The 21,955-nt window shown below is 72.8% G+C and carries 22 protein-coding genes and 1 pseudogene; 16 read left to right on the top strand and 7 right to left on the bottom strand.

Features of this window, described 5'->3' with window-relative positions; all coding sequences use genetic code 11:
* A partial coding sequence (locus MCBG_RS04800; RefSeq protein WP_043324207.1) for a sensor histidine kinase occupies positions 1 to 257 on the top strand: 257 nt, incomplete at its 5' end.
* The gene (locus MCBG_RS04805; protein ID WP_043324208.1) at positions 254 to 913 is read left to right on the top strand and encodes a response regulator; all 660 of its coding nucleotides are present in this window, start codon (positions 254 to 256) and stop codon (positions 911 to 913) included. The genes MCBG_RS04800 and MCBG_RS04805, both read left to right, overlap by 4 nt.
* A 1-nt stretch (position 914) precedes the next feature.
* Here MCBG_RS04805 and MCBG_RS04810 read toward each other — a convergent pair whose 3' ends face one another.
* The 3 genes from MCBG_RS04810 to MCBG_RS04820 are packed head-to-tail and all read right to left on the bottom strand — an operon-like array spanning position 915 to position 5,586.
* Positions 915 to 1,526, bottom strand: a complete 612-nt coding sequence (locus MCBG_RS04810; RefSeq protein ID WP_043324210.1) for a hypothetical protein — start codon at positions 1,524 to 1,526, stop codon at positions 915 to 917.
* Positions 1,527 to 1,530: 4 nt separating this feature from the next.
* The gene (locus MCBG_RS04815; protein WP_043324212.1) at positions 1,531 to 4,986 is read right to left on the bottom strand and encodes a serine/threonine-protein kinase; all 3,456 of its coding nucleotides are present in this window, start codon (positions 4,984 to 4,986) and stop codon (positions 1,531 to 1,533) included.
* A 9-nt stretch (positions 4,987 to 4,995) separates the two neighbouring features.
* Positions 4,996 to 5,586 carry a DUF7019 family protein gene (locus tag MCBG_RS04820; protein ID WP_043324214.1) on the bottom strand — a complete coding sequence of 197 codons (591 nt, stop codon included), beginning with the start codon at positions 5,584 to 5,586 and terminating at the stop codon, positions 4,996 to 4,998.
* A 235-nt stretch (positions 5,587 to 5,821) separates the two neighbouring features.
* Between MCBG_RS04820 and MCBG_RS04825 the strand changes: the two genes are divergently transcribed.
* Together MCBG_RS04825 and MCBG_RS04830 are read left to right on the top strand one after the other, a co-directional pair.
* Positions 5,822 to 6,157: a nucleotide pyrophosphohydrolase gene (locus MCBG_RS04825; RefSeq protein ID WP_043324216.1), complete on the top strand. Its 336-nt coding sequence runs from the start codon at positions 5,822 to 5,824 to the stop codon at positions 6,155 to 6,157.
* 128 nt (positions 6,158 to 6,285) lie between these two features.
* Positions 6,286 to 8,184: a DUF2075 domain-containing protein gene (locus tag MCBG_RS04830; protein WP_043324218.1), complete on the top strand. Its 1,899-nt coding sequence runs from the start codon at positions 6,286 to 6,288 to the stop codon at positions 8,182 to 8,184.
* Positions 8,185 to 8,219: 35 nt separating this feature from the next.
* On the opposite strand, the gene MCBG_RS04835 is transcribed toward MCBG_RS04830, so the two are convergent.
* Positions 8,220 to 8,687 carry a hypothetical protein gene (locus MCBG_RS04835; RefSeq protein ID WP_223201076.1) on the bottom strand — a complete coding sequence of 156 codons (468 nt, stop codon included), beginning with the start codon at positions 8,685 to 8,687 and terminating at the stop codon, positions 8,220 to 8,222.
* A gap of 79 nt (positions 8,688 to 8,766) precedes the next feature.
* Here MCBG_RS04835 and MCBG_RS04840 point away from each other — a divergent pair, with 79 nt between their 5' ends.
* Positions 8,767 to 9,498: a class I SAM-dependent methyltransferase gene (locus tag MCBG_RS04840; RefSeq protein WP_043324220.1), complete on the top strand. Its 732-nt coding sequence runs from the start codon at positions 8,767 to 8,769 to the stop codon at positions 9,496 to 9,498.
* 22 nt (positions 9,499 to 9,520) lie between these two features.
* On the top strand, positions 9,521 to 10,417 hold the full coding sequence (locus MCBG_RS04845; protein WP_043324222.1) for an arginase family protein: 897 nt from the start codon (positions 9,521 to 9,523) through the stop codon (positions 10,415 to 10,417).
* On the opposite strand, the gene MCBG_RS04850 is transcribed toward MCBG_RS04845, so the two are convergent.
* Positions 10,414 to 10,827 carry an NUDIX hydrolase gene (locus MCBG_RS04850; RefSeq protein ID WP_043324225.1) on the bottom strand — a complete coding sequence of 138 codons (414 nt, stop codon included), beginning with the start codon at positions 10,825 to 10,827 and terminating at the stop codon, positions 10,414 to 10,416. The genes MCBG_RS04845 and MCBG_RS04850 overlap by 4 nt on opposite strands.
* A gap of 147 nt (positions 10,828 to 10,974) precedes the next feature.
* Between MCBG_RS04850 and MCBG_RS04855 the strand changes: the two genes are divergently transcribed.
* Together MCBG_RS04855 and MCBG_RS04860 are read left to right on the top strand one after the other, a co-directional pair.
* Entirely contained in the window at positions 10,975 to 11,916 is a 942-nt protein-coding gene (locus MCBG_RS04855; RefSeq protein WP_043324227.1) for a sugar phosphate isomerase/epimerase family protein, read from the top strand.
* A 73-nt stretch (positions 11,917 to 11,989) separates the two neighbouring features.
* On the top strand, positions 11,990 to 12,610 hold the full coding sequence (locus MCBG_RS04860; protein WP_043324229.1) for a class I SAM-dependent methyltransferase: 621 nt from the start codon (positions 11,990 to 11,992) through the stop codon (positions 12,608 to 12,610).
* A 23-nt stretch (positions 12,611 to 12,633) separates the two neighbouring features.
* Here MCBG_RS04860 and MCBG_RS04865 read toward each other — a convergent pair whose 3' ends face one another.
* A complete protein-coding gene (locus MCBG_RS04865; protein ID WP_043324232.1) occupies positions 12,634 to 13,143 on the bottom strand; it encodes a pyridoxamine 5'-phosphate oxidase family protein in 510 nt (169 codons plus the stop codon).
* 40 nt (positions 13,144 to 13,183) lie between these two features.
* Positions 13,184 to 14,206 (bottom strand): LacI family DNA-binding transcriptional regulator, encoded by a 1,023-nt coding sequence (locus tag MCBG_RS04870; protein WP_043324233.1) that lies wholly within the window; start codon positions 14,204 to 14,206, stop codon positions 13,184 to 13,186.
* A gap of 104 nt (positions 14,207 to 14,310) precedes the next feature.
* Here MCBG_RS04870 and MCBG_RS04875 point away from each other — a divergent pair, with 104 nt between their 5' ends.
* The 8 genes and pseudogenes from MCBG_RS04875 to MCBG_RS04910 form a co-directional block, all read left to right on the top strand.
* The gene (locus tag MCBG_RS04875; RefSeq protein ID WP_043324235.1) at positions 14,311 to 15,462 is read left to right on the top strand and encodes a Gfo/Idh/MocA family protein; all 1,152 of its coding nucleotides are present in this window, start codon (positions 14,311 to 14,313) and stop codon (positions 15,460 to 15,462) included.
* Complete coding sequence (locus MCBG_RS04880; protein WP_043324236.1) at positions 15,459 to 16,622, top strand: dihydrodipicolinate synthase family protein; 1,164 nt, start codon at positions 15,459 to 15,461, stop codon at positions 16,620 to 16,622. The genes MCBG_RS04875 and MCBG_RS04880 overlap by 4 nt, the downstream gene beginning before the upstream one ends.
* Positions 16,619 to 17,456 (top strand): annotated as a pseudogene (locus tag MCBG_RS04885) (sugar phosphate isomerase/epimerase family protein). The gene MCBG_RS04880 and the pseudogene MCBG_RS04885 overlap by 4 nt, the downstream one beginning before the upstream one ends.
* 74 nt (positions 17,457 to 17,530) lie before the next feature.
* Positions 17,531 to 18,697, top strand: a complete 1,167-nt coding sequence (locus MCBG_RS04890) for a GDSL-type esterase/lipase family protein (protein ID WP_043324238.1) — start codon at positions 17,531 to 17,533, stop codon at positions 18,695 to 18,697.
* A gap of 64 nt (positions 18,698 to 18,761) precedes the next feature.
* Positions 18,762 to 19,346, top strand: a complete 585-nt coding sequence (locus MCBG_RS04895; protein WP_198033270.1) for an RNA polymerase sigma factor — start codon at positions 18,762 to 18,764, stop codon at positions 19,344 to 19,346.
* Positions 19,343 to 20,155, top strand: coding sequence for a cupin domain-containing protein (locus tag MCBG_RS04900; protein ID WP_043324242.1), 813 nt, complete (start codon positions 19,343 to 19,345; stop codon positions 20,153 to 20,155). Before MCBG_RS04895 ends, MCBG_RS04900 begins: the two co-directional genes overlap by 4 nt.
* 73 nt (positions 20,156 to 20,228) lie before the next feature.
* Entirely contained in the window at positions 20,229 to 21,023 is a 795-nt protein-coding gene (locus MCBG_RS04905) for an ATP-binding cassette domain-containing protein (protein ID WP_043324244.1), read from the top strand.
* Positions 21,023 to 21,955, top strand: a 933-nt coding sequence (locus tag MCBG_RS04910) for a hypothetical protein (protein ID WP_223201077.1), incomplete at its 3' end; no start/stop codon positions are given. The genes MCBG_RS04905 and MCBG_RS04910, both read left to right, overlap by 1 nt.

The following is a 21,955-nucleotide window of genomic DNA, read 5'->3' on the forward strand; positions in this document are numbered from 1 at the left end:
AGGCGCTGACGAACGCCCTCAAACACGCGCACGGCCGCCCCACCGCTGTCCACGTACACCATGGAGACCGGGAGATCACGGTGGAGATCAGCACGGACGGCCCGGGCCCGCGCGCCGCGGGTCCGGGCGGAAGCAGACGCGGCCTGGCCGGGCTGCGCGAGCGCGTCTCGGTGCTCGGCGGCGAGTTCGACGCCGGGGGCAGGGCGGGCGACGGCTTCGTCGTCCGCGCGCGCATCCCCACCGGGAGCGCGTCGTGACCACGCCGATCCGGGTGCTGGTCTGCGACGACCAGGCGCTGATCCGTACCGGATTCACCACCATCATCGACGCGCAGCCGGACATGACGGCGGTGGGCGAGTGCGGCGACGGCCGAGCCGCTGTCGACCTCGCCGGCCGCCTGCGGCCCGACGTGGTGGTGATGGACGTACGCATGCCGGTGCTCGACGGCATCAAGGCCACCCGCCTGCTGGCCGGCGCGGGCATCGCCCAGCCGGTCAAGGTGCTGGTGGTGACGACGTTCAACCTCGACGAGTACGTCTACGAGGCGCTGCGCGCCGGCGCGAGCGGGTTCCTGCTCAAGGACGCCCCGCCGGCGCAGCTGCTGCACGGCATCCGCACCGTCGCCTCCGGCGCGGCGCTGCTCGCGCCCGAGGTGACGCGGCAGCTCGTCGGCCGGTACGCGGCGCGGATCCGCCCGGCCGAGGGCGCACCTGCGGACGTGGGGCTGACGCCGCGTGAGCTGGAGGTGCTGCGGCTGATCGCCGACGGGCTGTCGAACAGCGAGATCGCGGCAAGGTTGGTGATCAGTCAGGAGACGGTGAAGACGTACGTGTCGCGGATTCTCACGAAGCTGGACCTGCGGGACCGGGTGCAGGCGGTGGTGTACGCGTACCGCACCGGCCTGGTCACCTGATCTACCCGCCAGGAACCGACACACCATCGTCGTCGAGAGGTGAGCCGTCCAGGGCGCGATCGGTCTCCGCGGCGGTCAGACGCACGATCACGTCGCCGTCGGAGGTCGGAAAGCGGCTGAAACGCAACAGGACGAACCCTGAACGGTTGCTGCCCCGCACGCCGTTGCCGAGGGGCATCGTGTGCACACCCTCGACGAGCCATTGATAGAGCGGCTGCGCGTCCGCGTCACGCCAGCCCTTCAAGCCGGCGTGGTGAACCGCCAGGGTCAGCTTCTCGGCCAGGTACTCGGGGTCGCAGACGCTGGTGATCGTCAGGTCGAGTTCCGCGAACCGGTGTGCCGGCCCGAAGTGCCACAGTGCCCGCACCTCGCGGACCCCCGGGGTCAGCGGCCGTCCGACGAACAACCAGTCGTACGCGTCCAGGAAGGGTGCGTGGTGCTTGAGCCAGCTCTCCCTGTCCTGCTCCCGCACGATCCAGGGCAGAGGGATCTCGTTGAACTCGTCGGTCCACACGACTTCGGGAATCTCCCAGGCGTCGAGCCAGGTTCTGACGCGCTCGCGGTTGGCCAGGAACGCGGCTCGCAGTTCATCGCGCTGGCGGCGTCCGGTCATCGGATCACTCTCCGTAGTCCCAATCGAGGCCCCAGATGCGGACATTGCCCTGGTGGTCGCCGGTGACGACGGTGCCGAACGCGTCGTCGGCGCGTATCGCTGTGACCTGGGCGTGGTGACCGTGCAGTGAGCGGATCCGGCGTCCGGCGCGCAGGTCCCAGACGTCGACGGTCTGCTCTCCCGGGTCTCCGGCCACCGCGAACCTCCCGTCGGGCGAGACCACCACCTCCTCGACCCCGGAGAGGCGTCCAGCCGGGTCGTCGAGAGCCCTCCCGTCGAACACCGGCTCTCCGCTCGCGGCGTCCCATACGACGAAGCCGGTCAGCCCGGCGATGACGGCGAGCCGGCGGGAGTCCGTGAAGGCCAACGCCGCCGACGAGCTGTGCTTGACCCGGTCGAGCTGGTACGACGGGCGCCTGTCACCCGGTCGCCACGCGGTCAGGCGGGTCATCCCGGCCAGCAGCAGCATCCCGGAGGCGAACCGGATCTCCGTGTGCGGGTCGACGTCCGCAAAGGTCTTCACGGGCTTTCCGGTGTCCATCGACCGGACCTCCACGGCGGCCGTGTCGTGGGTTCGCAGCTGCACGGCGATCGAGCGGGACGCCTCGTCGGCCGTGACGCCGACGATCGTGCCGGGTCCGGTGCGGACCGTCGCGACGCAGGCAGCCGCCTCCAGCGACCACACCGTCGCCAACCCGTGGCCGAAGCCGACCGCCAACAGGTCGCCCGAGATGTCGAGCGTGGTGTTCCCGTCGTCGCGAGGCAGGGCGCCGGCCACCTTGAACCGGGGCTCGAAGGTCCTGGTGTCGTGGCAGGCCACCGATCCGTCCGAGTAGCCGATGATCACGTCCCGGCCGCCCCTGGCGAAGGACAGGCTGACGGCCGGGTTCCGCCGCTCGGTGACCCCGCCTGCCTTCTCCAGCGTCTCCAGGTCGAAGATCTCGACCTCGTCGACATTGGCGGGGAAGGCGAACAACCGGCCGGAGGCGCCGATGTCGAAGGTGCCACGGGTGAGCATGACATCGGACAGCTCCTGCTCCAGCCAGATGCCGGTCAATCCGGTGCGCCGCAGGTTCCGGCCCAGGGCCCTGGAGGCCCGGCGTAGCCGCGGATGACGTTCGTGGCCGGGAACGGCACGCGCCTCGCGGATCGCGTCCGCTGCGCGCCGATCCTCTCCGGCCGCGATCATCGCCTCGACGCGCTCCATGACCTGGTCGAACGCCCGCTCGTCGCGCGCGAGGGCACCGACCGGGCGGGGCGGCGCGTACGACCGCGGAGCGAGGTGTCCGCTGAGTGGCATGGGAAGTCGGGAGAGCGAGGTCTGGCCACCGTAGCCGTGCGATTCGGCGATGACGGCGTAGCCGCAGTCCCCGCTGAACGCCGTCGCGTCGCGGCGTGAGCCCCGCGCCCAGTCCTTCGGGAAGGTGCGGACGCATCGGCGGATGGCGAGTTCGAGGACCTGAAGGTCTCCGGTCCCGGGGTCGAGCAGAGCCCAGCCGGCCCGGCCGGAGACGCCGAGCATGCGGTATCCGGTCAGCCAGGGGATCTCCCACCGTCGCGGTTCGTCCCAGACCCGCATGTCCACCACTGTCAGGGACTGGTAGCCGGTTCTCAGGACGGTCGACCCGTCCCGCGCCAGGGCGACCTTCTGGCCGTCGCCGTCCATCTCGTCGGTGGGTATGTGCAGGCCCCGCATCCTCGTGTCCCGCAGGGGCCACCACTGCTCCACACGGTGGTCGACGCCGGAGCCGGGACGACCCAGTGAGGCCGAGACGCAGACCTCGGCGTCCGGGCCGAGGATCACCCGGGTGACAGTGCCGTCGTGGGGCCGGATGCGGGCGACCGGCTCCCACGCGCCGGAGCTGAAGACCAGAACAAGGCCGTCGGCCGTACCCACAGCCGCGAAGCCACCCTCGGGGCTGAGCGCCACGGCTGTTCCTCCGTCCAGCCGGCCTTCGAGGTGGGCCGTGCCGCCGGCGAGCCGCCACCGTTCGACGCGGGAGTCCTGGTAGCAGACGACGACCCGCGCTCCGGCGTGGTCGATCGCGACGTCGACGGGAGCCGGGCCGGAGGCGGCGAGTTCCGCGACCACCCGGCCCGCGAAGGCGTCCCAGACCCGCACCCGCCCTGACCTCTCGGCCACCACCACGTGTGTCGCGTCGTGATCGCAGGCCATCGCGACGACCTGGCCGGACAGCTGCCCGAACACCTCGAGCGTGCCCCTCGGCTCCAGTCGGGCACAGCGCTCCCGCGCGGCCGCGATCTCCGGCGATCCCGGATGCTTGCGGTCCGCCTCAGCCAGGTGCCGGGCCGCGAGGACGCCGTCACCGCGTTCCATGTGCACCATCGCGGCCAGGTAGTCCGCCTCCCAGGAGTCGCCCGTGGCGCGCAGTTCCGACAGGAGGGTCTCGTCGGTGACCAGGCCGTCGGCCCATTTGAGGAGCCCGTGGTTGTAGACCGCGCGGACGTTGTGCGGGTCGGTCGCCTTGGCCCGCTCGAACATCTCGATCGCGCGGCGTTGGTCGCCGAGGTCCCACAGGGACAGCGCCTTGTTGGACAAGCCGTCGGCCTGGAGAGACGGCGACACCTCGTCGGGGCGCGGGTAGGGACCAGATGCGCAGTCCGCGTAGACGCTGAGCAGGACGGCCTGCGCCTCGGCGATGTCGCCGATCCTCGACCGGGGGTCGCGCACCAGGCAGCCGGACAGGAGGTCGCGCAGCGGCCGCGGGAGATCACCGCGCAGCGTCGTCAGCGCATCCGTACCATCGTGTCCCCACTTCCAGAGCCGGCGCCCGTGCAGCAGCTCGATCACCGTCAGCGCCCAGGACCACATGTCGCTGGCCCGGCCGATCCGGCCCTCCGGATCGACCTGTTCCGGCGAGCAGTACTGCGGTGTGAAGCCGCCGAGCGTCGCGTACGAAATCTCGTCGCCACCCTGCGGGGGCGCGGAGACGGACGCCTTCGCCTTGGCCGTGCCGAAGTCGGTCACCCTCGCCGTCTCGCCGTCGTACATGACGTTTGAGGGCTTGATGTCCTGATGCACCAGACCTGCCGCGTGCGCGTGGCCGATGCCGCGCAGCATCTGGATCGCCACGTCCAGGGCCCGAGGGAGGTCGCGGCACCGCCCGTCCCGGACCGCCGCGGTCAGGTCACCGCCCGCGACCCATTCCGCGAAGATCACCGGGTACGCGCCGACGCGCTGCACGTAGTTGCAGCCGACCACGTTCGGATGGGGATCGAGATCGGTCCAGGCCTGCGCCTCCTGCGCAAGCAGGTCGAGGATCCCGGGCGCTGAGGCCAGGTCCGGGCGCGGCGTCTTCACCGCGAGGTCGACGCCCCATGCGAGGTGATGGGCGCGGTACACGAACCCCGTGCCGCCGGTCTCGACGAGCTCCTCGATGCGGAACGTGTCGAGGACGGTCTCCCCCGGCCGCCACCGGATGACCTGCCCCGCGTCCACGCCGAGGCCCTAGTCGACGAGCGCCACGTAGATCGGGCTGCCCAGCAGCGTGCCGTTCGGGCCCGGTTTCTCGGCGAGTCGCTTCGCGACGAACTCGACCCTTTGCGCCGGCCCCGGGAGCGCGGCGCCGATCTGCGCCAGTGATTCGTGGAAGCGCTCGTCGTCGAACTCGCCCGGGTCGGCTCGCAGTTCCTGCAGCTTGCGGAACAGGTACGGCGGGACCGAGCCGACCGGTTCGGCGTCACCTCCACCGACCACGTGCGACGCCGAGCCGCCGAGGACGACGATCTGGTCGTCGAGCGTCCCCGCGAAGACCACGATGCTGGCGGTCGGGAAGACCTGCCAGCGCATCTCCAGACAGGCCTGGACGTACGGGCGCTCCTCGTCCGCGGCGCCGATCTGGTCGGCGTCCTGCAGATGCCGGATGACCTTCTCCAGCTTGTCGAGGTCGTGGCGCTCGGGCAGCACCGTCTTGCGGCTGTAGCGGACGACCTTCAGGTCCACGGCGAGCTCGGTCTCGTGCTGCGCGGAGGAGGCGACCTGTGCCGCAAGGAGCCCGATCTTGAGATGCGACAGGTAGAGGTAGTACTTGAGGCTCAAGATGCACTCCGGTTACGGGGAGACGTCCGAAGCCCACCCTACGTGGCGCACGCTCGCGATGCCGACCCTCAATCGACGATGATCGGTGTCCGCCACGCCACCAACCACGACATCCTCCCCTTCGCCGACGCCGGCACCGCCACGGGGGAAGCCGCGGAGATCCGGGCGCTCGCCGCCGCAGGTAGTGGGGCGAAGCCCGTTCTCGGGCTACCGAGAGCGGTGTCAGACTGCGGGGATGGAGGACTTGACGGCCCGCGTTCGGGCGTTCGCGGAGGAACGAGACTGGCAGCAGTTCCACACGCCGAAAAACCTCGCGATGGCACTGGCCGGCGAGGTCGGGGAACTGGTCGCCGAGTTCCAGTGGCTGACCCCGGAGCAGGCCGCCACGGTGATGGACGACCGCGAGGCGGGCGCACGCGTGCGAGCGGAGATCGGCGACGTCATGATCTACCTGACGAGGCTGGCAGACGTCCTCGACATCGACCTGACGGAGGCCGCCCTCGCCAAGTTGACCGAGGTCGCCGTCCGCTATCCCGCCGAGGATGTCAGAGGCTCCGCGGCCAAGCGGTAGCAGGGCGTGCCATGCGGATGATCTCTCCGCTACAGTCCACCCGTACAAGCGCGTAACGACGGGCTTCCGGTCGTCGCCGGACACGCCCCCCATGCGCACGATCATTTCGTGCTGCCCGGGGGCAAGTCGTGTCAGCCTTTCGCACCTCCGCCGACGGACTGCTGCGCTACGCGGCCGGTGGCGCCCTCGCCGACCGGATCGCGGAGCACATCGGGCACAACGTGAGCGCCTCCGAACGGCGGTCCTGGGAGCGGAGCCTGCCGGTGCTAGCCCAGGATCTCGCCGACGCGGGTCTGGGCCAGGTCGAAATGCTGGTGGAGTACCAGCTCCCGCTGACCAGCAAGCGGATCGACGTCGTCCTCGCCGGGACACATCCGAGGACGGCCGAGGACTCCTACGTCGTGGTGGAGTTGAAGCAGTGGTCGCGGGTCGAGTCGTACGAGGGGTCCGAGAGCCTAGTCCTGGTCGAGCACGCCGCCACCCCTCGGCTGCATCCAGGCGTGCAGGTCGAGGACTACTGCGAATACCTCGCGGACTTCCTCGGGGTGCTCGCCCATTCGCACAACCCGATCGTCGGGGCCGCCTACCTGCACAACGCCGTCGACCGCGACGTCGACGACCTCTTCGCCCGGCGGGCGACGGAGCAGAGCCGGATCTTCACCAAGCAGCGCCGTGGCCGGTTCCTCGACTATCTGCGCAGCCACCTGGGGCCCGGCTCCGGCGCGGCCGCCGCGGATCGCTTCCTCACCAGCTCGGTACGCCCCAGCAAGCGCCTGTTGTCCTACGCCGCCGCCGAGCTGAAGGACCGGTCCCACTTCACCCTGCTCGACGAGCAGCGCCTGGCGTACGAGCTGGTGTTGCACGCCGTGGAGCGTGCGCGCAGCGCCGACCGCAAGTCGGTAGTGGTGGTGGCCGGCGGACCGGGCAGCGGCAAGAGCGTCATCGCACTCTCGGTGCTCGGTGAGCTCGCCCGGCAGCAGCGCTCGGTCATGCACGCCACGGGCTCCCGCTCGTTTACCCAGACGCTGCGGCGTTACGCGGGCAAGGGCTCCACCCGGTTGAAGAACCTGTTCGGTTACTTCAACAGCTTCATGACCGCCGAGCGGAACGGCCTCGACGTGCTGATCTGCGACGAGGCGCACCGGATCAGGGAGACGTCGGTCAACCGGTTCACCCCGAAGGCGAAGCGGGACCGTGCCCGGCCGCAGATCGATGAACTCATCGCCGCGGCCCGGGTACCGGTCTTCCTGCTCGACGAGCACCAGGTGGTCAAGCCGGGCGAGCTGGGGAACGTCGACGTCATCTCCACGTACGCGAAACAGCTCGATCTGGACATCGAGGTGGTGTCGCTGCACGACCAGTTCCGGTGCGGCGGCAGTGAGGCGTACGAGGAGTGGGTCGTCGACCTGCTCGGCCTCGACGGCGGCAAGCCGTCGGTGTGGGCCGGAGACGGACGCTTCGACCTGCGGCTGGCGGATTCGCCGGAGGAGATGGAGGCTTTCCTGGCCGCGAAGCAGGAAGCCGGGGAGACGGCGCGCATGTCGGCCGGCTACTGCTGGCCGTGGAGCGATCCACGGCCGGACGACTCGCTGGTGGCCGACGTACGGATCGGTGGTTGGGCGCGTCCCTGGAACGTCAAGAGCGACCGCAGCGTCGGCGACGCGCCGGGCAGCGCGTTCTGGGCCACCGATCCGCACGGTTTCGGCCAGGTCGGTTGCGTGTACACCGCACAGGGCTTCGAGTACGAGTGGTCCGGTGTCATCCTCGGACCCGACCTGGTCGCCCGGGACGGACGGCTCGTCACCCAGCGGGCGGAGTCGAAGGATCCGGCTTTCCGTAGCCGCAAGTCGGTCAGTGACGCGGAGGCGGACCGCCTGATCCGTAACACCTACAAGGTGCTGATGACGCGAGGCATGCGCGGCACGATCCTGTACTCGACGGACGCCGAGACCCGTGCATGGCTCGGCTCGCTGATCCGCGTGGAACGCGGCCTCGAGACGATCTACGAGCAGCTCGGCGGTTCATAATTCCCTGGGAATTGCCGGTTCGGGGCGCGGCCGGGTCACCAGTCGCGGGCCCAGTCCGGCGGCGGTACGACGGCGAGCTGCGGCTCCCCGCTGATCGGTTCGAGCGCGTGCACGATCCGCAGGTCCCCGTCGGCGGCGGCATCCTCGTCGGTCAGCACCCGGCCGCTGCTGCCGTCGACGCTCACCAGCACCCACCGGTCGGGGTGGATACCGCCGTCGTCGACGAGCGCCCGTACGCCGAACTCGCGGGCGAGGGTGACCGCGAGATCACGCTCGCCGTGGTCGGTGGCGGCGGCCAGTTCGGTGTCGCCGGTGAGGATCCAGCCGAATCCCTCGTCCGCGTCGGGCGGCGTCAGCATCGCCACCGGGCGCGGATCGTCCACGGCGCGGTCCTCGACCCGCCCGACGTACACGCTCTCCGGCGCGACGCCGTACTCCGTCAGCAGGAACCGGCGGAGGGCGTCCGCCGGCAGCTCGGCCTCGAAGTGGATCCAATATCGCACCCCTGCCCCTCTCCGAAGCCGAGCCCGATCCGCCACAGTGTCTTGCCTCGGCGGCCCGCCGGGGAGTTGGCTGTCGAGTATGGCCCGCATCGCGTACCACGACGCTGACGCCGAGGCGTTCGCCGCGACCCGGCACCTCACCGACGACGGTCTCACGGCCTGGCGGGCCGCCGTCGCCCGGCATCTCACCCCGCGCTCCGGGATGCGACTGCTCGACCTGGGTGCCGGGACGGGTAGCTGGGCACGCGCGTTCACCGACTGGTTTCCCGGCGTCGAGGTGGTCGCCGTCGAGCCGTCGGCGGCGATGCGCGCCCGCTGTGTGTTCGCGCCACTCGTCGCAGGCGACGCCGGGCACCTCCCTCTGGCCGGCGGCAGTGTCGACGGCGCCTGGCTGTCCACGGTCATCCACCACGTGCCCGACCTGGCCGCGACGGCACGCGAGCTGCGCCGGGTGCTGCGTCCCGGCGCCCCGGTGCTCATCCGGTCCGCGTTCGCCGGTAGGCACGAGGCGATCACGCTGTTCGACTACTTCCCGGAGGCGGTCCGCGTGCTGGACACGTACCCGAGCATCGCCGAGGTCGGGGCCGCCTTCGCCGCCGCCGGCTTCGCCACCGCGGCGGTCGAGGCGGTCCCGCAGGTCACCGCACCCTCGCTGCGGGAGGCGGCGGCCGGCCTGCGCCGGGAGGCGCACACGCCGCTTCAGCTCATCACCGATGCGGAGTACGCCGCCGGCATCCAGCGGCTACGCGAGGCAGCAAGGACGGTCGACGGCCCGGTCGTCGACGCCCTCGATCTGCTCGTGCTGCGCTGAAACACGCGGTTAGGGTGGGGCGATGGATCATCGTCAGTGGACGGTCGTCGGCGCGCCGTCGAGCGCCGGCGCGCATACCCCGGGTGTCGAGCGCGCCCCGGCCGCCCTGCGTGCCGCCGGCCTGCTCGACCTGCTGCGCGACGGGGCGGACGTCGAGGACTGCGGTGACGTGCCGGGCTTCCGGTGGCGGCCCGATCCGGCGTACCCGAGGGGGCAGAACGCGGGCGCGGTGGCCGCCGTCGCGTCGGCGGTGGCCGACCGGGTCGCGGGCGCGCTGGGCCGGGGCCGCGTGCCGCTGGTGCTCGGCGGCGACTGCACAGTGACTGTCGGCCTGGTCGCCGGGTGCGCGCGGGCCGGGCTGTCGCCCGCGCTGGTGTACGTGGACGGCGGCCCGGATCTCTACACGCCGGAGACCCGCGCGAACGGCAACCTGGATGCGATGGGGCTGGCGCACATGCTGGGCCTGCCGGGAACGCTGCCCGAGGTGGCGGGCGTCGGGCCGGTGGCGCCGCTGCTGTCCCCGCAGCGGGTGGTGGTGTACGGGGACTCGCTGCCCCGGGGTGACCACGAGCGGGATCTGGTGGCGGAACTGGGGCTGGCGTACGTGCCGGCCGATGAGGTGCACGCCGACGCGCGGGCGGCGGGGCGCCGGGCCCGGGCGGTGGCCGAGGGCGCGGCCGAGACGTTCGTGGTGCACTTCGACGTGGACGTGCTGCGTTTCGTGGACGCGCCGCTGGCGGACGTGCCGGAGCCGTCCGGGCTGAGCCTGGACGAGGCGGCGGCAACGCTGGCGGAGCTGGTGGCGAGCCCGAAGTTCGCCGGGTTGTCGGTCACCGAGATCAACCCGGATCATCTGCCCGACGACGAGCTGCTCCCCCGGTTCGCCGGCGTGCTGGCCGGGGCGCTGACCGGGCGTTAGGCGGTCTCCGCGAGGTGCAGCGGCAGCACCTTCGCCGCGCTCACCGCCAGGTCGCGGTCGAGCACCTCGTCGCGGGGTACGAAGACCATCGCCTGTCCCTCGCCGAGCACCACGTCCTCCTGGCGCGCGTCGGTGGTGCCACGGAAGACGTACACGGTGACCGTGTGCGCAAAGCCGTCCTCGTGCGGGCGGGGACCGCTCCACAGCAGGTGCAGCTCCCCGGCGGTCAGCCCGGTCTCCTCCAGTAGCTCGCGCCGGGCGGCCTGCTCCGGTGTCTCGCCGGGTTCGATGCTGCCGCCGGGCAGGCTCCACTGGTACGGAGACACCGGCGCGTTGCCGTCGCGGTGCTGCATGAGGATCGCGCCGGTCCGGTCGACGAGCAGGACGAGGGCGACGTCGTATGCGGCCACGTCCTGAGCCTGCCACGCGGCAACGGCGACACGCAGCCCCCACTTTCCGCAGCATCGACCGAAAGTTCGATTCAGAGCACCAGAAGCCATAGACATATCGACATGGCTTTTGTAGCGTCAGCGCACAGGCGACGAAGGAGTGCGACCATGTGCTACGGACATGACGGACACGCCGCGCTGCAACAGTCACTTGACCGGCGTGGCCTGCTGCGCGGCTCCCTGGCGGCGCTCGCCGGGATCGGGCTCGCCACCGGGCTGGGCGCGACGGCCGCCCAGGCCGGCGGGCACCACCACGGCCGGCGCCCGGTGCCGAAGGAACTGATAAGCCTCCAGCTCTGGACGGTCCGCGACGCGCTCAACGGCTCCCCCGGCTACGACGCGACGCTGGCGCACCTGGCCCGCATCGGCTACCCCCGGGTCGAGCTGGCGCTCGGCTACTTCGGCCGTACCGCCCGGGAGTTGCGCCGCTTCCTGGACGGCATCGGCATCAAGGCCAGCTCCAGCCACGACGGCATCGCCGCCGACGCCGCCGGGCTGGAGCAGAAGATCGCCGACGCCCGTACGCTGGGCCAGCGGTTCATGGTGGTGCCGTACCTGAACTCCGACCGCGAGGACGACTGGAAGCGCTGGGCGGAGCAGATGAACGTCGAGGCCGCCGCCGCGCGCAAGGCGGGTCTGCGGTACGGATACCACAACCACGCGCACGAGTTCACCATCGACTTCGGCAACGGCCGGCGGCCGTGGGACGTGCTGACCGAGGAACTCGACCCGCGACTGGTGCACCTGGAGATCGACATCTACTGGGCGGTCACCGGCGGCATCACCTCCGGCGAGGGCGTCGCCGACCCGGAGGGCTTCACGCTCGACGTGATCCGCTCGGCGCCGCAGCGGGTCCTGCAGTACCACGTCAAGGACCGCGACCCGGCCACCGGCGACATGGCCGACCTGGGCACCGGGATGATCGACTTCGCCCGGATCTTCCGTGGGCACCAGGTGCTGGAGTACATCGTGGAGAACGACACGCCGGACGTGACGCCGCAACGGACCGCTGAGGTCGGCTACCGCTACCTGCGCCGCCTGCGGTTCTGACCCCCGGCGGGGCACGGACGGCCGCCGGGCGTGACACGCTCGGGGGTGGCCGCGCCGACCGAGGGGGTACGCGATGACCGACGAGCCGGACGACGTCCACTACGACCGCCTCTACCGGGACACCGAACGGCCGCCGTGGGAGATCGGCGGCCCGCAGCCGGCGCTCGCCGCGGTCCTCGACACCGGGATACGCGGGCCGCGCGTGCTCGACGTCGGCTGCGGCACCGGGGAGTTGGCGCTCGCGCTGGCCCGCCGCGGCCTCGACGTGACAGGCGTCGACATCTCGCCGGTGGCGATCGGCCAGGCCCGGTCCAAGGCCGCCGCGGCGGGACTGCCGGCGCACTTCGAGGTGTGCGACGCCACCGCGATCCCGGTGCCGCCGGTGCCGTACGACTCGGTGTTCGACTCCGGGCTGCTGCACTCGCTGGACCGGCGGGGCGCCGCCGTACGCGACTACCTGGCGCTGCTGCCGCGCCTGACCGCGCCCGGCGGGGCGGTGTTCGTGCTGGCGGTGTCGCCGGAGGCGGGCCAGGGCTGGGGTCTGGACGCCGACGCCCTGCGCGCGGCGTTCCCGGAGCCGCTGTGGTCACACGTCACGGTGGAGCGGATCGACGTGCTGGCCCGGGTCGAGGGCGCGGACCTGCGGCTGGCCGGCAATCTGCTGCGCGCCACCCGCTCCCCCGTCGGTCCGTAGCGGGACTGGTCCGGCGGGCGGCGTCAGCGGTGCCAGTGCTGACGTGGGGCGTAGCCCTCGCGGCGCAGCCAGTGTTCGGTGTAGACGATCCGGTCGGCCTCGATCACGACGAGCGGGTCCTCGGGCGGCTCGGACAGCGACCGGCCGCGCTCGGCGTGTTCGCTCTCCCAGCGGAACGCGGCCCAGTGGTGGGCCCGGTCCGGATGCTCCGGCCCGAGCACCCGGGCGGTGCCGAACACCTGCGCGCCGCGGCTGCTGGCCAGCCCGACCAGCGGCGCGAAGACGCCGACCGACACGCGCGGGTCGGCGGCGATGTTGCGCATCTTCGGCGAGCGCGGCGCGGCGGTGAACATCAGCGTGAAGTCGAGCGGGTAGTAGCGCACCGGCGTGGCCAGCGGGCCGTCCGGCCCGACTGTGGCGAGCACGCACATGTTCTGCGACGACAGCAGGTTGAGGATGCGTTCGGCCAGGCGGTCCCGGTCCAGCTTCCTCGTCGGCGCCGGCCCGGTCAGCCAGGGGTTCGTCAGCGGCACGGGGCATCCTCGATCATGACGGGCACCCTACCGGCCGGGTTCAGGCGCGGGCCGGCGCGGTGCTGGCCCGCAGCACCACCTCCGCGGGCAGGCGGGTGATCCGCCGGCGGCGGCCCGGGTTCTCGGTGAGCGCCAGCTCCATCGCCTTCTCGCCGAGCTGGCGCAGCGGCAGCGCCACTGTGGTCAGCGGCGGGGTGAGGTCGCGGACGATCGGGATGTCGTCGAAGCCCGCCACCGAGATGTCGCCGGGCACGGACAGCCCGTGGTCGCGCAGCGCCGCGTACGCGCCGACGGCCATCACGTCGGTGAGCGCGAACACGCAGGTGGCGTCGAGGCCACGGCCGAGCAGCTCGGTCATCGCCTGGTAGCCGCCGTCGCGGGTGAACTCCGCCTCGGCCACCGCCGCCGGGGACAGCGTCACGCCGGCGGCGGCCAGCTCGTCGCGGAACCCGCCGAACCGGTCGGCGACGGTGGTGAGCTCGGACGGGCCGGAGAGCACGGCGAAACGGCGGTGCCCGAGGCCGAGCAGCGCGCGGGCCAGCGCGGCGGCCCCGGCCCGGTTCTCCGGCAGGACACTGTCGACCTTCAGGTTGCGGTGCCGGCTGACCACGGCGACCCGGCCGCCGCCGTCGAGGTAGGGCGCAAGCTCGGCGGCCAGCGCGCGATCCCAGCGCGGGTCCTCGAAGCCGGAGCCGATGAGCAGGATGGCCGGGGCGCGTTCGGCGCGCAGCATCGACACGTACGCGATCTCGCGTTCCGGGTCGCGGAACGTGCTGGCGAGCATGACCAGCAGGTCGTTGTCGGCGGCGACCCGCATCACGCCACCGGCGACGGCGGCGAAGTAGGGGTCGGTGACGTCGTGGCAGATCACGCCGACGCTGCGGTGCGACGCGCCGGCCAGCGCGCGGGCGTGGGCGTTCGGGGTGTACGCGAGCCGCGCGGCGGCGGCCAGGACGCGGTCGTGCAGGTGCGGGGTGACCCGCCGCCCGTTGAGCGCCCGGGAGGCGGTGGCCAGTGAGACGTCGGCCGCTCTGGCCACGTCTTCCAGCGTCACGTGCGGCATCGATGAGTCTCCCTGCGGAACGTCTTGACCCGGTGTTCCGGCGTGGCTACGGTAGCACCCTGAAAGCGCTTACTGAAAGCGCATTCACCGCTGGGAGGGGCACAGTGGAGCGCACACCCGTCGGGATCATCCTCAACGGCGTCACCGGGCGGATGGGCTACCGGCAGCACCTCGTCCGGTCCCTGCTGGCCATCCGCGACCAGGGCGGCGTGCCCGCGCGCGACGGCAGCCGGATCTGGCCCGAGCTGACGCTCGTGGGCCGCGACGCGGGCCGCCTGGCCGAGATCGCCGAGCGGCACGGGCTGTCGGCGTACACGACCGACCTGGACGCGGCGCTCGCCGACGACGCCCACCAGATCTACTTCGACGCCCAGGTGACCGCCGCGCGGGAGAAGGCGATCCGGGCGGCGATCGAGGCCGGCAAGCACGTCTACACCGAGAAGCCGCTCGCCGAGGACTTCCTCGCCTCGCTGGAGCTGGCCCGGCTCGCCGCCGCGAAGGGCGTCCGCAACGGCGTCGTACAGGACAAGCTGTTCCTGCCCGGCCTGCGCAAGCTCAAGCGGCTGGTCGACGGCGGCTTCTTCGGCCGGATCCTGTCGGTGCGCGGCGAGTTCGGCTACTGGGTGTTCGAAGGCGACTGGCAGGCCGCGCAACGTCCGAGCTGGAACTACCGCGCCGAGGACGGCGGCGGCATCACGCTGGACATGTTCCCGCACTGGCACTACGTGCTGGAGCAGATCATCGCCCCGGTCACCGCCGTCACCGCCGTCACCGCCACGCACATCCCCGAGCGCGTCGACGAGAACGGCGGCCACTACCGCGCCACCGCCGACGACGCCGCGTACGGCATCTTCGAACTCGCCGGCGGCATCGTCGCGCAGATCAACTCCTCCTGGGCGGTCCGTGTGCACCGGGACGAGCTGGTCGAGTTCCAGGTCGACGGCACGCACGGCAGCGCTGTCGCCGGGCTGCGCGACTGCCGCATCCAGCACCGGGGCACCACCCCGATGCCGGTGTGGAACCCGGACCTGCCGGTCACCGAGCCGTTCCGCGCGCAGTGGCAGACAGTGCCGGACAACGGCGAGCACGACAACGCGTTCAAGGTGCAGTGGGAGGCGTTCCTGCGGCACGTCGTCGACGACGAGCCGTTCCCGTGGGACTTCCTGGCCGGCGCGCGCGGCGTGCAACTGGCCGAGGCCGGGCTGCGCTCGGCCCGCGAGGGGCGGCGGGTGCAGATCGAGGAGATCCCCCGGTGAGCACGCAGATCACGCTGCCGGCGCCGGACGGCGGCACCGAGCGGCTCACGCTGCGGGAACCGGCCGCCTGGCAGCGGCCGTCCGCGCAGCCGGCCAGCCGGATCGCGTACGCGGCCGCGCACGTCGTCGCCGACCCGTACGCCGACAACTCCCCCGGCCGCCCGGCGGGCCTGGACTGGGACGCGACGCTCGCGGTGCGGCGCGACCTGTGGTCGTGGGGGCTCGGTGTGGCCGAGGCGATGGACACCGCGCAGCGCGGGATGGGGCTGGACTGGGCGGCCACCCGCGAGCTGATCCGGCGCAGCGCCGCCGAGGCCGCCTCCTGCGGCGGACGGATCGTCGCCGGGGTGGGCACCGACCAGCTCACCGGCGTCCCGCACACGCTCGACGAGGTCGTCGCCGCGTACGCCGAGCAGCTCGCGGTCGTGCAGGGGTACGGCGCCACGCCGGTGCTGATGGCCAGCCGGCACCTCGCCGCGCTCGCCACCGGCCCGGAGGACTACCTGCGCGTCTACGAGCGGGTGCTGCGGGAGGCCGGCGCGCCGGTGGTGCTGCACTGGCTCGGCGACATGTTCGACCCGGCGCTGTCCGGCTACTGGGGCTCGACCGACCTGGACGAGGCCACCGCCACGTTCGCCGCGCTGGCACACGCCCACGCCGACCTGGTCGACGGCGTGAAGGTGTCGCTGCTCGACGCCGGGCGGGAGGTGCGGCTGCGGGAACTGCTGCCGCCGACGGTGAAGGTCTACACCGGCGACGACTACCACTACCCGGAGCTGATCGAGGGCGACGGGAAACGGTTCAGCCACGCGCTGCTCGGCGCGTTCGCGGCGATCGCCCCGGCCGCGTCGGCCGCGCTGGCCCGGCTCGACGCGGACGACCCGGCCGGGTTCCGGGCGATCCTCGACCCGACGGTGCCGCTGTCCCGGCACCTGTTCGCCCCGCCCACGCCCTACTACAAGACCGGCATCGCGTTCCTGTCCTGGCTCAACGGCCGGCAACCCGGCTTCACCATGGTCGGCGGCCTGCACGGCGGGCGCGGCGTCCCGCACCTGGTCGAGGCGTTCCGGCTGGCCGACGCCGCCGGGCTGCTGCTCGACCCCGAGCTGGCGGCACAGCGGATGCGCGCGTACCTGGACGTCGCGGGCGTGCCCGGATGAGCGCCGATCCCCGGCTGGCCCGGCTGTCGCTCAACCAGCGCACCACGCAACGCTGGTCGGTGGCGCAGGCGGTCGACGGCTGTGTGCGCGCCGGCATCCCGGCGATCGGGCTGTGGCGCGAGCCGGTGGCCGAGATCGGCGTACCGGCCGCGGCGCGGCTCGTCACCGACGCCGGGCTGCGGGTGTCGTCGCTGTGCCGGGGCGGGTTCCTCACCGGCGCCGACGACGCCGGACGGGCCGCGGCACTGGCGGACAACCGGCGCGCGATCGACGAGGCCGCCGCGCTGCGCGCCGCCTGCCTGGTGCTCGTCGTCGGCGGGCTGCCGCCCGGCTCCCGTGACCTGGCGGGCGCCCGGCAGCGGGTCGCCGACGCGCTGGCCGAGCTGGCCCCGTACGCGCGAGCGCGGGGTACGCCTCGCGCTGGAGCCACTGCACCCGATGTACTGCGCCGACCGGGCCGTGCTGTCCACGCTCGGGCAGGCCCTCGATGTGGCCGAGGCGTACCCGGCCGAGCAGGTCGGCGTCGTGGTGGACACGTTCCACGTCTGGTGGGACCCGGACGTGTGGCGGCAGATCGCCCGCGCCGGGACGCGGATCGCGAGCTTCCAGATCTGCGACTTCCTCACCCCGCTCCCGGCCGACGTGCTGCTCGGGCGCGGCATGATGGGCGACGGGCACATCGACTTCCCGCCGCTGCGCCGTGCGGTGCAGGCCGCCGGATACTCAGGCGACGTCGAGGTGGAGATCTTCAACGCCGAGGTGTGGGCCACCGACCCGGACCAGGTCCTCGCCACCATGACCGCCCGGTACGTGGATCTCGTGCTCACCGACTGACTCAGTGTCACGAGTCCGGCCTGTCGGATAAATCAGGTGGCCGGTCCCCCGGATCCGGGGGCAGGATCGGGATCATGGCATCCCCGCACCTCACCACTCCGATCACCTCCGACCTGCTGCGCGGCGCGCTCGACCTGGAACAGACCTCCGACGGGGTGCTGCCGCACCGGCTGCCCGCGTGGGCCCGGGCGCAGAACATCGACCCGCAGCTGACGACGGCGGAGGCGATGCCCTCGGGCGTACGGCTGGTGTTCCGCACCCGCGCCACCACCGTCGAGCTGGACGTGCTGCCGATGAAGATGGTCTACCGGGGCACCGGGCCACGTCCCGACGGCCGCTACGACCTGGTCGTGGACGGCCGCCTCGCCGGTCAGGCCACCGCCGGTGGCGGCAAGGTGCTCACCATCGACCTGGCCACCGGCACGTCCGGCATCGAGCCGGGCCCGGTCGCCACGGTGCGCTTCACCGACCTGCCCGCCACCGACAAGGAGGTGGTGATCTGGCTGCCGCAGCGGGAGATCACCGAGCTGGTGGCGCTGCGCACGGATGCGCCGGTCGAGCCGGTCGACACGGGTGACCGCCGGGTGTGGCTGCACCACGGCAGCTCGATCAGCCACGGCTCGGACGCGGAGAGCCCCACCGGCACCTGGCCGGCGGTGGCCGCCACGCTGGCCGGCGTTGAGCTGGTCAACCTGGGGTTCAGCGGCAGCGCGCTGCTCGACCCGTTCACCGCCCGCGCGATGCGCGACACCCCGGCCGACCTGATCAGCGTCAAGATCGGCATCAACGTGGTGAACGCCGACCTGATGCGGCTGCGCGCGTTCGGCCCGGCCGTGCACGGCTTCCTGGACACCATCCGGGAGGGGCACCCGGACACGCCGCTGCTCGTCGTGTCGTCGATCCTGTGCCCGATCCAGGAGGACACGCCCGGCCCGGGCGCTGTCGAGTTCGTCGACGGGAAGGTGCGGTTCCGGGCCACCGGCGACCCGGCCGAGGTGGCATCCGGCCGGCTCACGCTGCGCGTCATCCGCGCCGAGCTGGCCCGGATCGTGGCGTCCCGGGCCGGCGCGGACCCGAACCTGCACTACCTCGACGGGCTGGAGCTGTACGGCGAGGCCGACTACGCCGAGCTGCCGCTGCCCGACGAGCTGCACCCCGACCCGGCCGCCGACCGCCGCATCGGCGAGCGGTTCGCCGCGCTGGCGTTCGGACCGAAGGGACCGTTCGCCGCCGCGCAGTGACGGACACCCGCCCACGGCGCGGTGTGACCCAGGTCACGCCGCGCCGTGATCCGTCGGAGGGACCGTGAACGACCATCTAGGCGTGGGAGGAAGCAAACAGGACGAGGAGCGGCTGCTGCGGCGGGTCGCGCGCGGCGACCTCGGCGCGTTCGACGAGCTGTACCGGCGTACGTCGCCGTGGCTCGCGATCCGGCTACGGCGGCGCTGCGCGGACGACGGCATCGTCGCCGAGGTCCTCCAGGACACGTACCTGACGGTGTGGCGGGCCGCCGGCTCGTTCTCCGGCATCCGGCGCTCCGGTGGATCGGACGCGCCGGGCGGCTCGGCCGCCGGCTGGATCTGGACCATCGCGGCCCGGCGCCTGGTCGACGCGCTGCGCCGCCGCGCCCGCATGCAGGAGGTGCCCACCGACGTGCTGCCGGTACGCAGTGCGCCGGCCGCCGAGGACGAGGCGCTCGCCGGGTCGTTCGGCTCGGAGGTGGGAGCCGCGCTGGACGCGCTGGCCCCGGAACTGCGGGCGGTGCTCGCCGCGATGGTCCTGGACGGACTGACCGTCCGGGAGACATCGGTCCTGCTGGGGGTGCCGGAGGGCACCGTGAAGAGCCGGGCGCGGCGTGCCCGCAACGCGCTACGGGAGGCACTGGCATGACCGCTCACGTTCCCCCGCCGGCACTGGTCGCGTACGCGGCCGGCAGCCCCGACGACGCCGCCGCCTGGACGATCGAGGTGCACCTGGAGGGCTGCGCCGAGTGCCGCGACCGGCTCGGAGACCTGGCCGCACCGCCACTGCGGGCGCTGCTCGGCGACGCCCGGGAGGCGATCCTGGCACAGGCCCGCACCGGGCCGCAGCCGGTGCGCCGGCGCACGCTGCGACGGTGGTGGCTGCGCTGGACCGACTGGTCGCTGCTGGCCTGGGCAGCCATGACGTGCACGGCGATCCTCGCGGCGGTGCTGCTGGACCGCAACTTCCCGGAGCAGCCCTCGACGGTGCTGCTGCTCGCGCCGGTCGCGCCGCTGGCCGGGCTCGCGGTGGCCTGGTCCCGACGCGCCAACCCGAACTGGGAGGTGGTCGCCGGCACCGCCCGCGCCGGGCTGGAACTGCTGCTGCGCCGTACCCTCGCGGTTCTGCTCCTGGTGGCGCCGGCGCTCGCGGTGGCCGGGTTCGCAGTCGGCCGCAACCCCGCGCTGTGGCTGCTGCCCTGCCTGACGTTCACCGCGGCGACGCTGCTGCTCGGCAGCCGCGTCGGCGTGCCGCTGGCCGCCGCGCTCCTCGGGGGCGGCTGGCTCGCAGCGGTCGCGGCCATGTCGTTCACCGGCGCCGCCGACGCGGCCCGCGCCGCCGCCACGACCGAGGCCCTGCTCCGGCCCGCGACCATGCCCGCCTGGGCGGCGGCCGCCGTCGTGCTCACCGTGCTGACCACGCTGCGCGCCGACCACCTGCGGCGGCCCGCCGGCTGACGCCGGCCCCCGGAACCACGCCACGGCGCCCCGACGGTGCCGCGGATCACCCTGCCCCGAGAAGGAGACGACATTGGTACGCGCAGTGAGCGCCGACGAGGTGGCGCCGACCCGGCACGCCTGGCGGATCGAGGCGGTGGGACTGTCGGTGAAGGCCGGGCGGCACCTGGCCGTCGACAACCTCGGCCTGACGCTCGGCACCGGTGTGCACGGGCTGCTCGGCCCCAACGGCGCCGGCAAGAGCACCCTGATGCGCGCGCTCGCCACAGTGGTCAAACCACACGCCGGAGTGCTGCGGCTGCTCGGCGCGGACGCCACCACGACCCGTGAGCTGCGGCCGATGCGCCGCCGGCTCGGCTACCTGCCGCAGCAGTTCGGCTACTACCCCCGGTTCACCGTCCGGGAGTACGTCGAGTACGTGGCCTGGCTGCGGGAGATGCCCGCCGCCGCGGTGCCGGGCGCGACCCAGCGGGCCATCGACCGGGTACGCCTCACCGACCGGGCCGACGCCAAGCTCAAGTCGCTGTCCGGCGGCATGCTGCGCCGGGCCGGCATCGCCCAGGCGATCGTGAACGAACCCGACCTGCTGCTGCTCGACGAACCGACAGTCGGCCTGGACCCGGAGCAACGGGTCGAGTTCCGTGAGCTGATCCGGGAACTCGGCGCGGACGCCTGCGTGCTGGTCTCCACCCACCTGGTGGAGGACGTGGTGGCGGCCTGCTCCGACGTCATCCTGATGGACCAGGGCACCCGCGTGTTCCAGGGCCTGCCCGCCGACCTGGTCCGCCACGGCGAGACCGGCGGTGTCGGCGACAGCCCCGCCGAGCGCGGCTACTCGTACCTCCTCCAGCAGCACCGGAGCGCCTGATGATCCGACAGGTACGCGTCGAACTGCGCCGCTCCAACGCGCCGACCGTGGCGGTCCTGCTCCTGATCATCGGGATCCTCGGCGCCGCCAGCATGTACAGCTTCTGGCAGGGACAGTGGCTGCGGTTGGGCTACGTCCACTCCTCCGGCATGTTCCTCCTGATGCCCCTGTCGCTGGCCGGTGGCGCGGTACTGGGCCGCCGGGACCGGCGTACCCGCGCCGACGAGCTGATGAACAGCACCGGCCGGCCCCGCTGGCAGCGCGCGCTGCCCGCGATGACCGCGCTCGGCGTCGCCGTCGCGGCCGCGCACCTGCTCGTGCTCGCCGGCGCCGGCGCGGTGGTCGCCTTCGACGGCGCCTACCTCGGCGTACGCGGACTCGCCGGGCCCCTGACCGACGTGCTGGTGCTGGTGGGCGCGGCCTGGGTGGGGGTGGCCGTCGGCCGGCTGTGGTCCTCGCCGCTGCTGCCGCCGCTGCTGGCCGCCGCCGGCCTGGTCGCGCAGGAGGGCACCGCCATGCTCGGCGGTCCGGGCAGCACCAGCCGGCTGTCGAACGCCTCCCTGATGATCTCCTGGCCGCCGGACACGCCGTGGGAGACGCTGTCCGACCGGCTGCTGCTCAGCCGCCTCGCGCTGGGCGTCGGGCTGGTCCTCGCCGGGCTGCTGCTGGCGGCGGGCCGGTCGTGGCCGGTCCGGGCCGGGGCGCTCGCGAGCCTCGCCGGGGGCGTGGCGGGTCTCCTGCTGATCGGCGTGCCCGGCCCGACCGGGATCTGGCAGCTCGATCCGGACGCACGCCGCTTCGTCTGCGCCGACGGCACGCCGCAGGTGTGCGTCACCGCCGTCAACGCGCACCTGCTGCCCGAGATCACTCCCGAGGCCCGCCGAGGGACTCAAGGCGCTGGCAAAGCTTGCCGGACGCGCCGGCCCGCGCGG

The sequence above is a fragment of the Micromonospora sp. M42 genome (genome assembly GCF_000568915.1).
In the GTDB taxonomy this organism is placed as follows: domain Bacteria; phylum Actinomycetota; class Actinomycetes; order Mycobacteriales; family Micromonosporaceae; genus Micromonospora; species Micromonospora chalcea.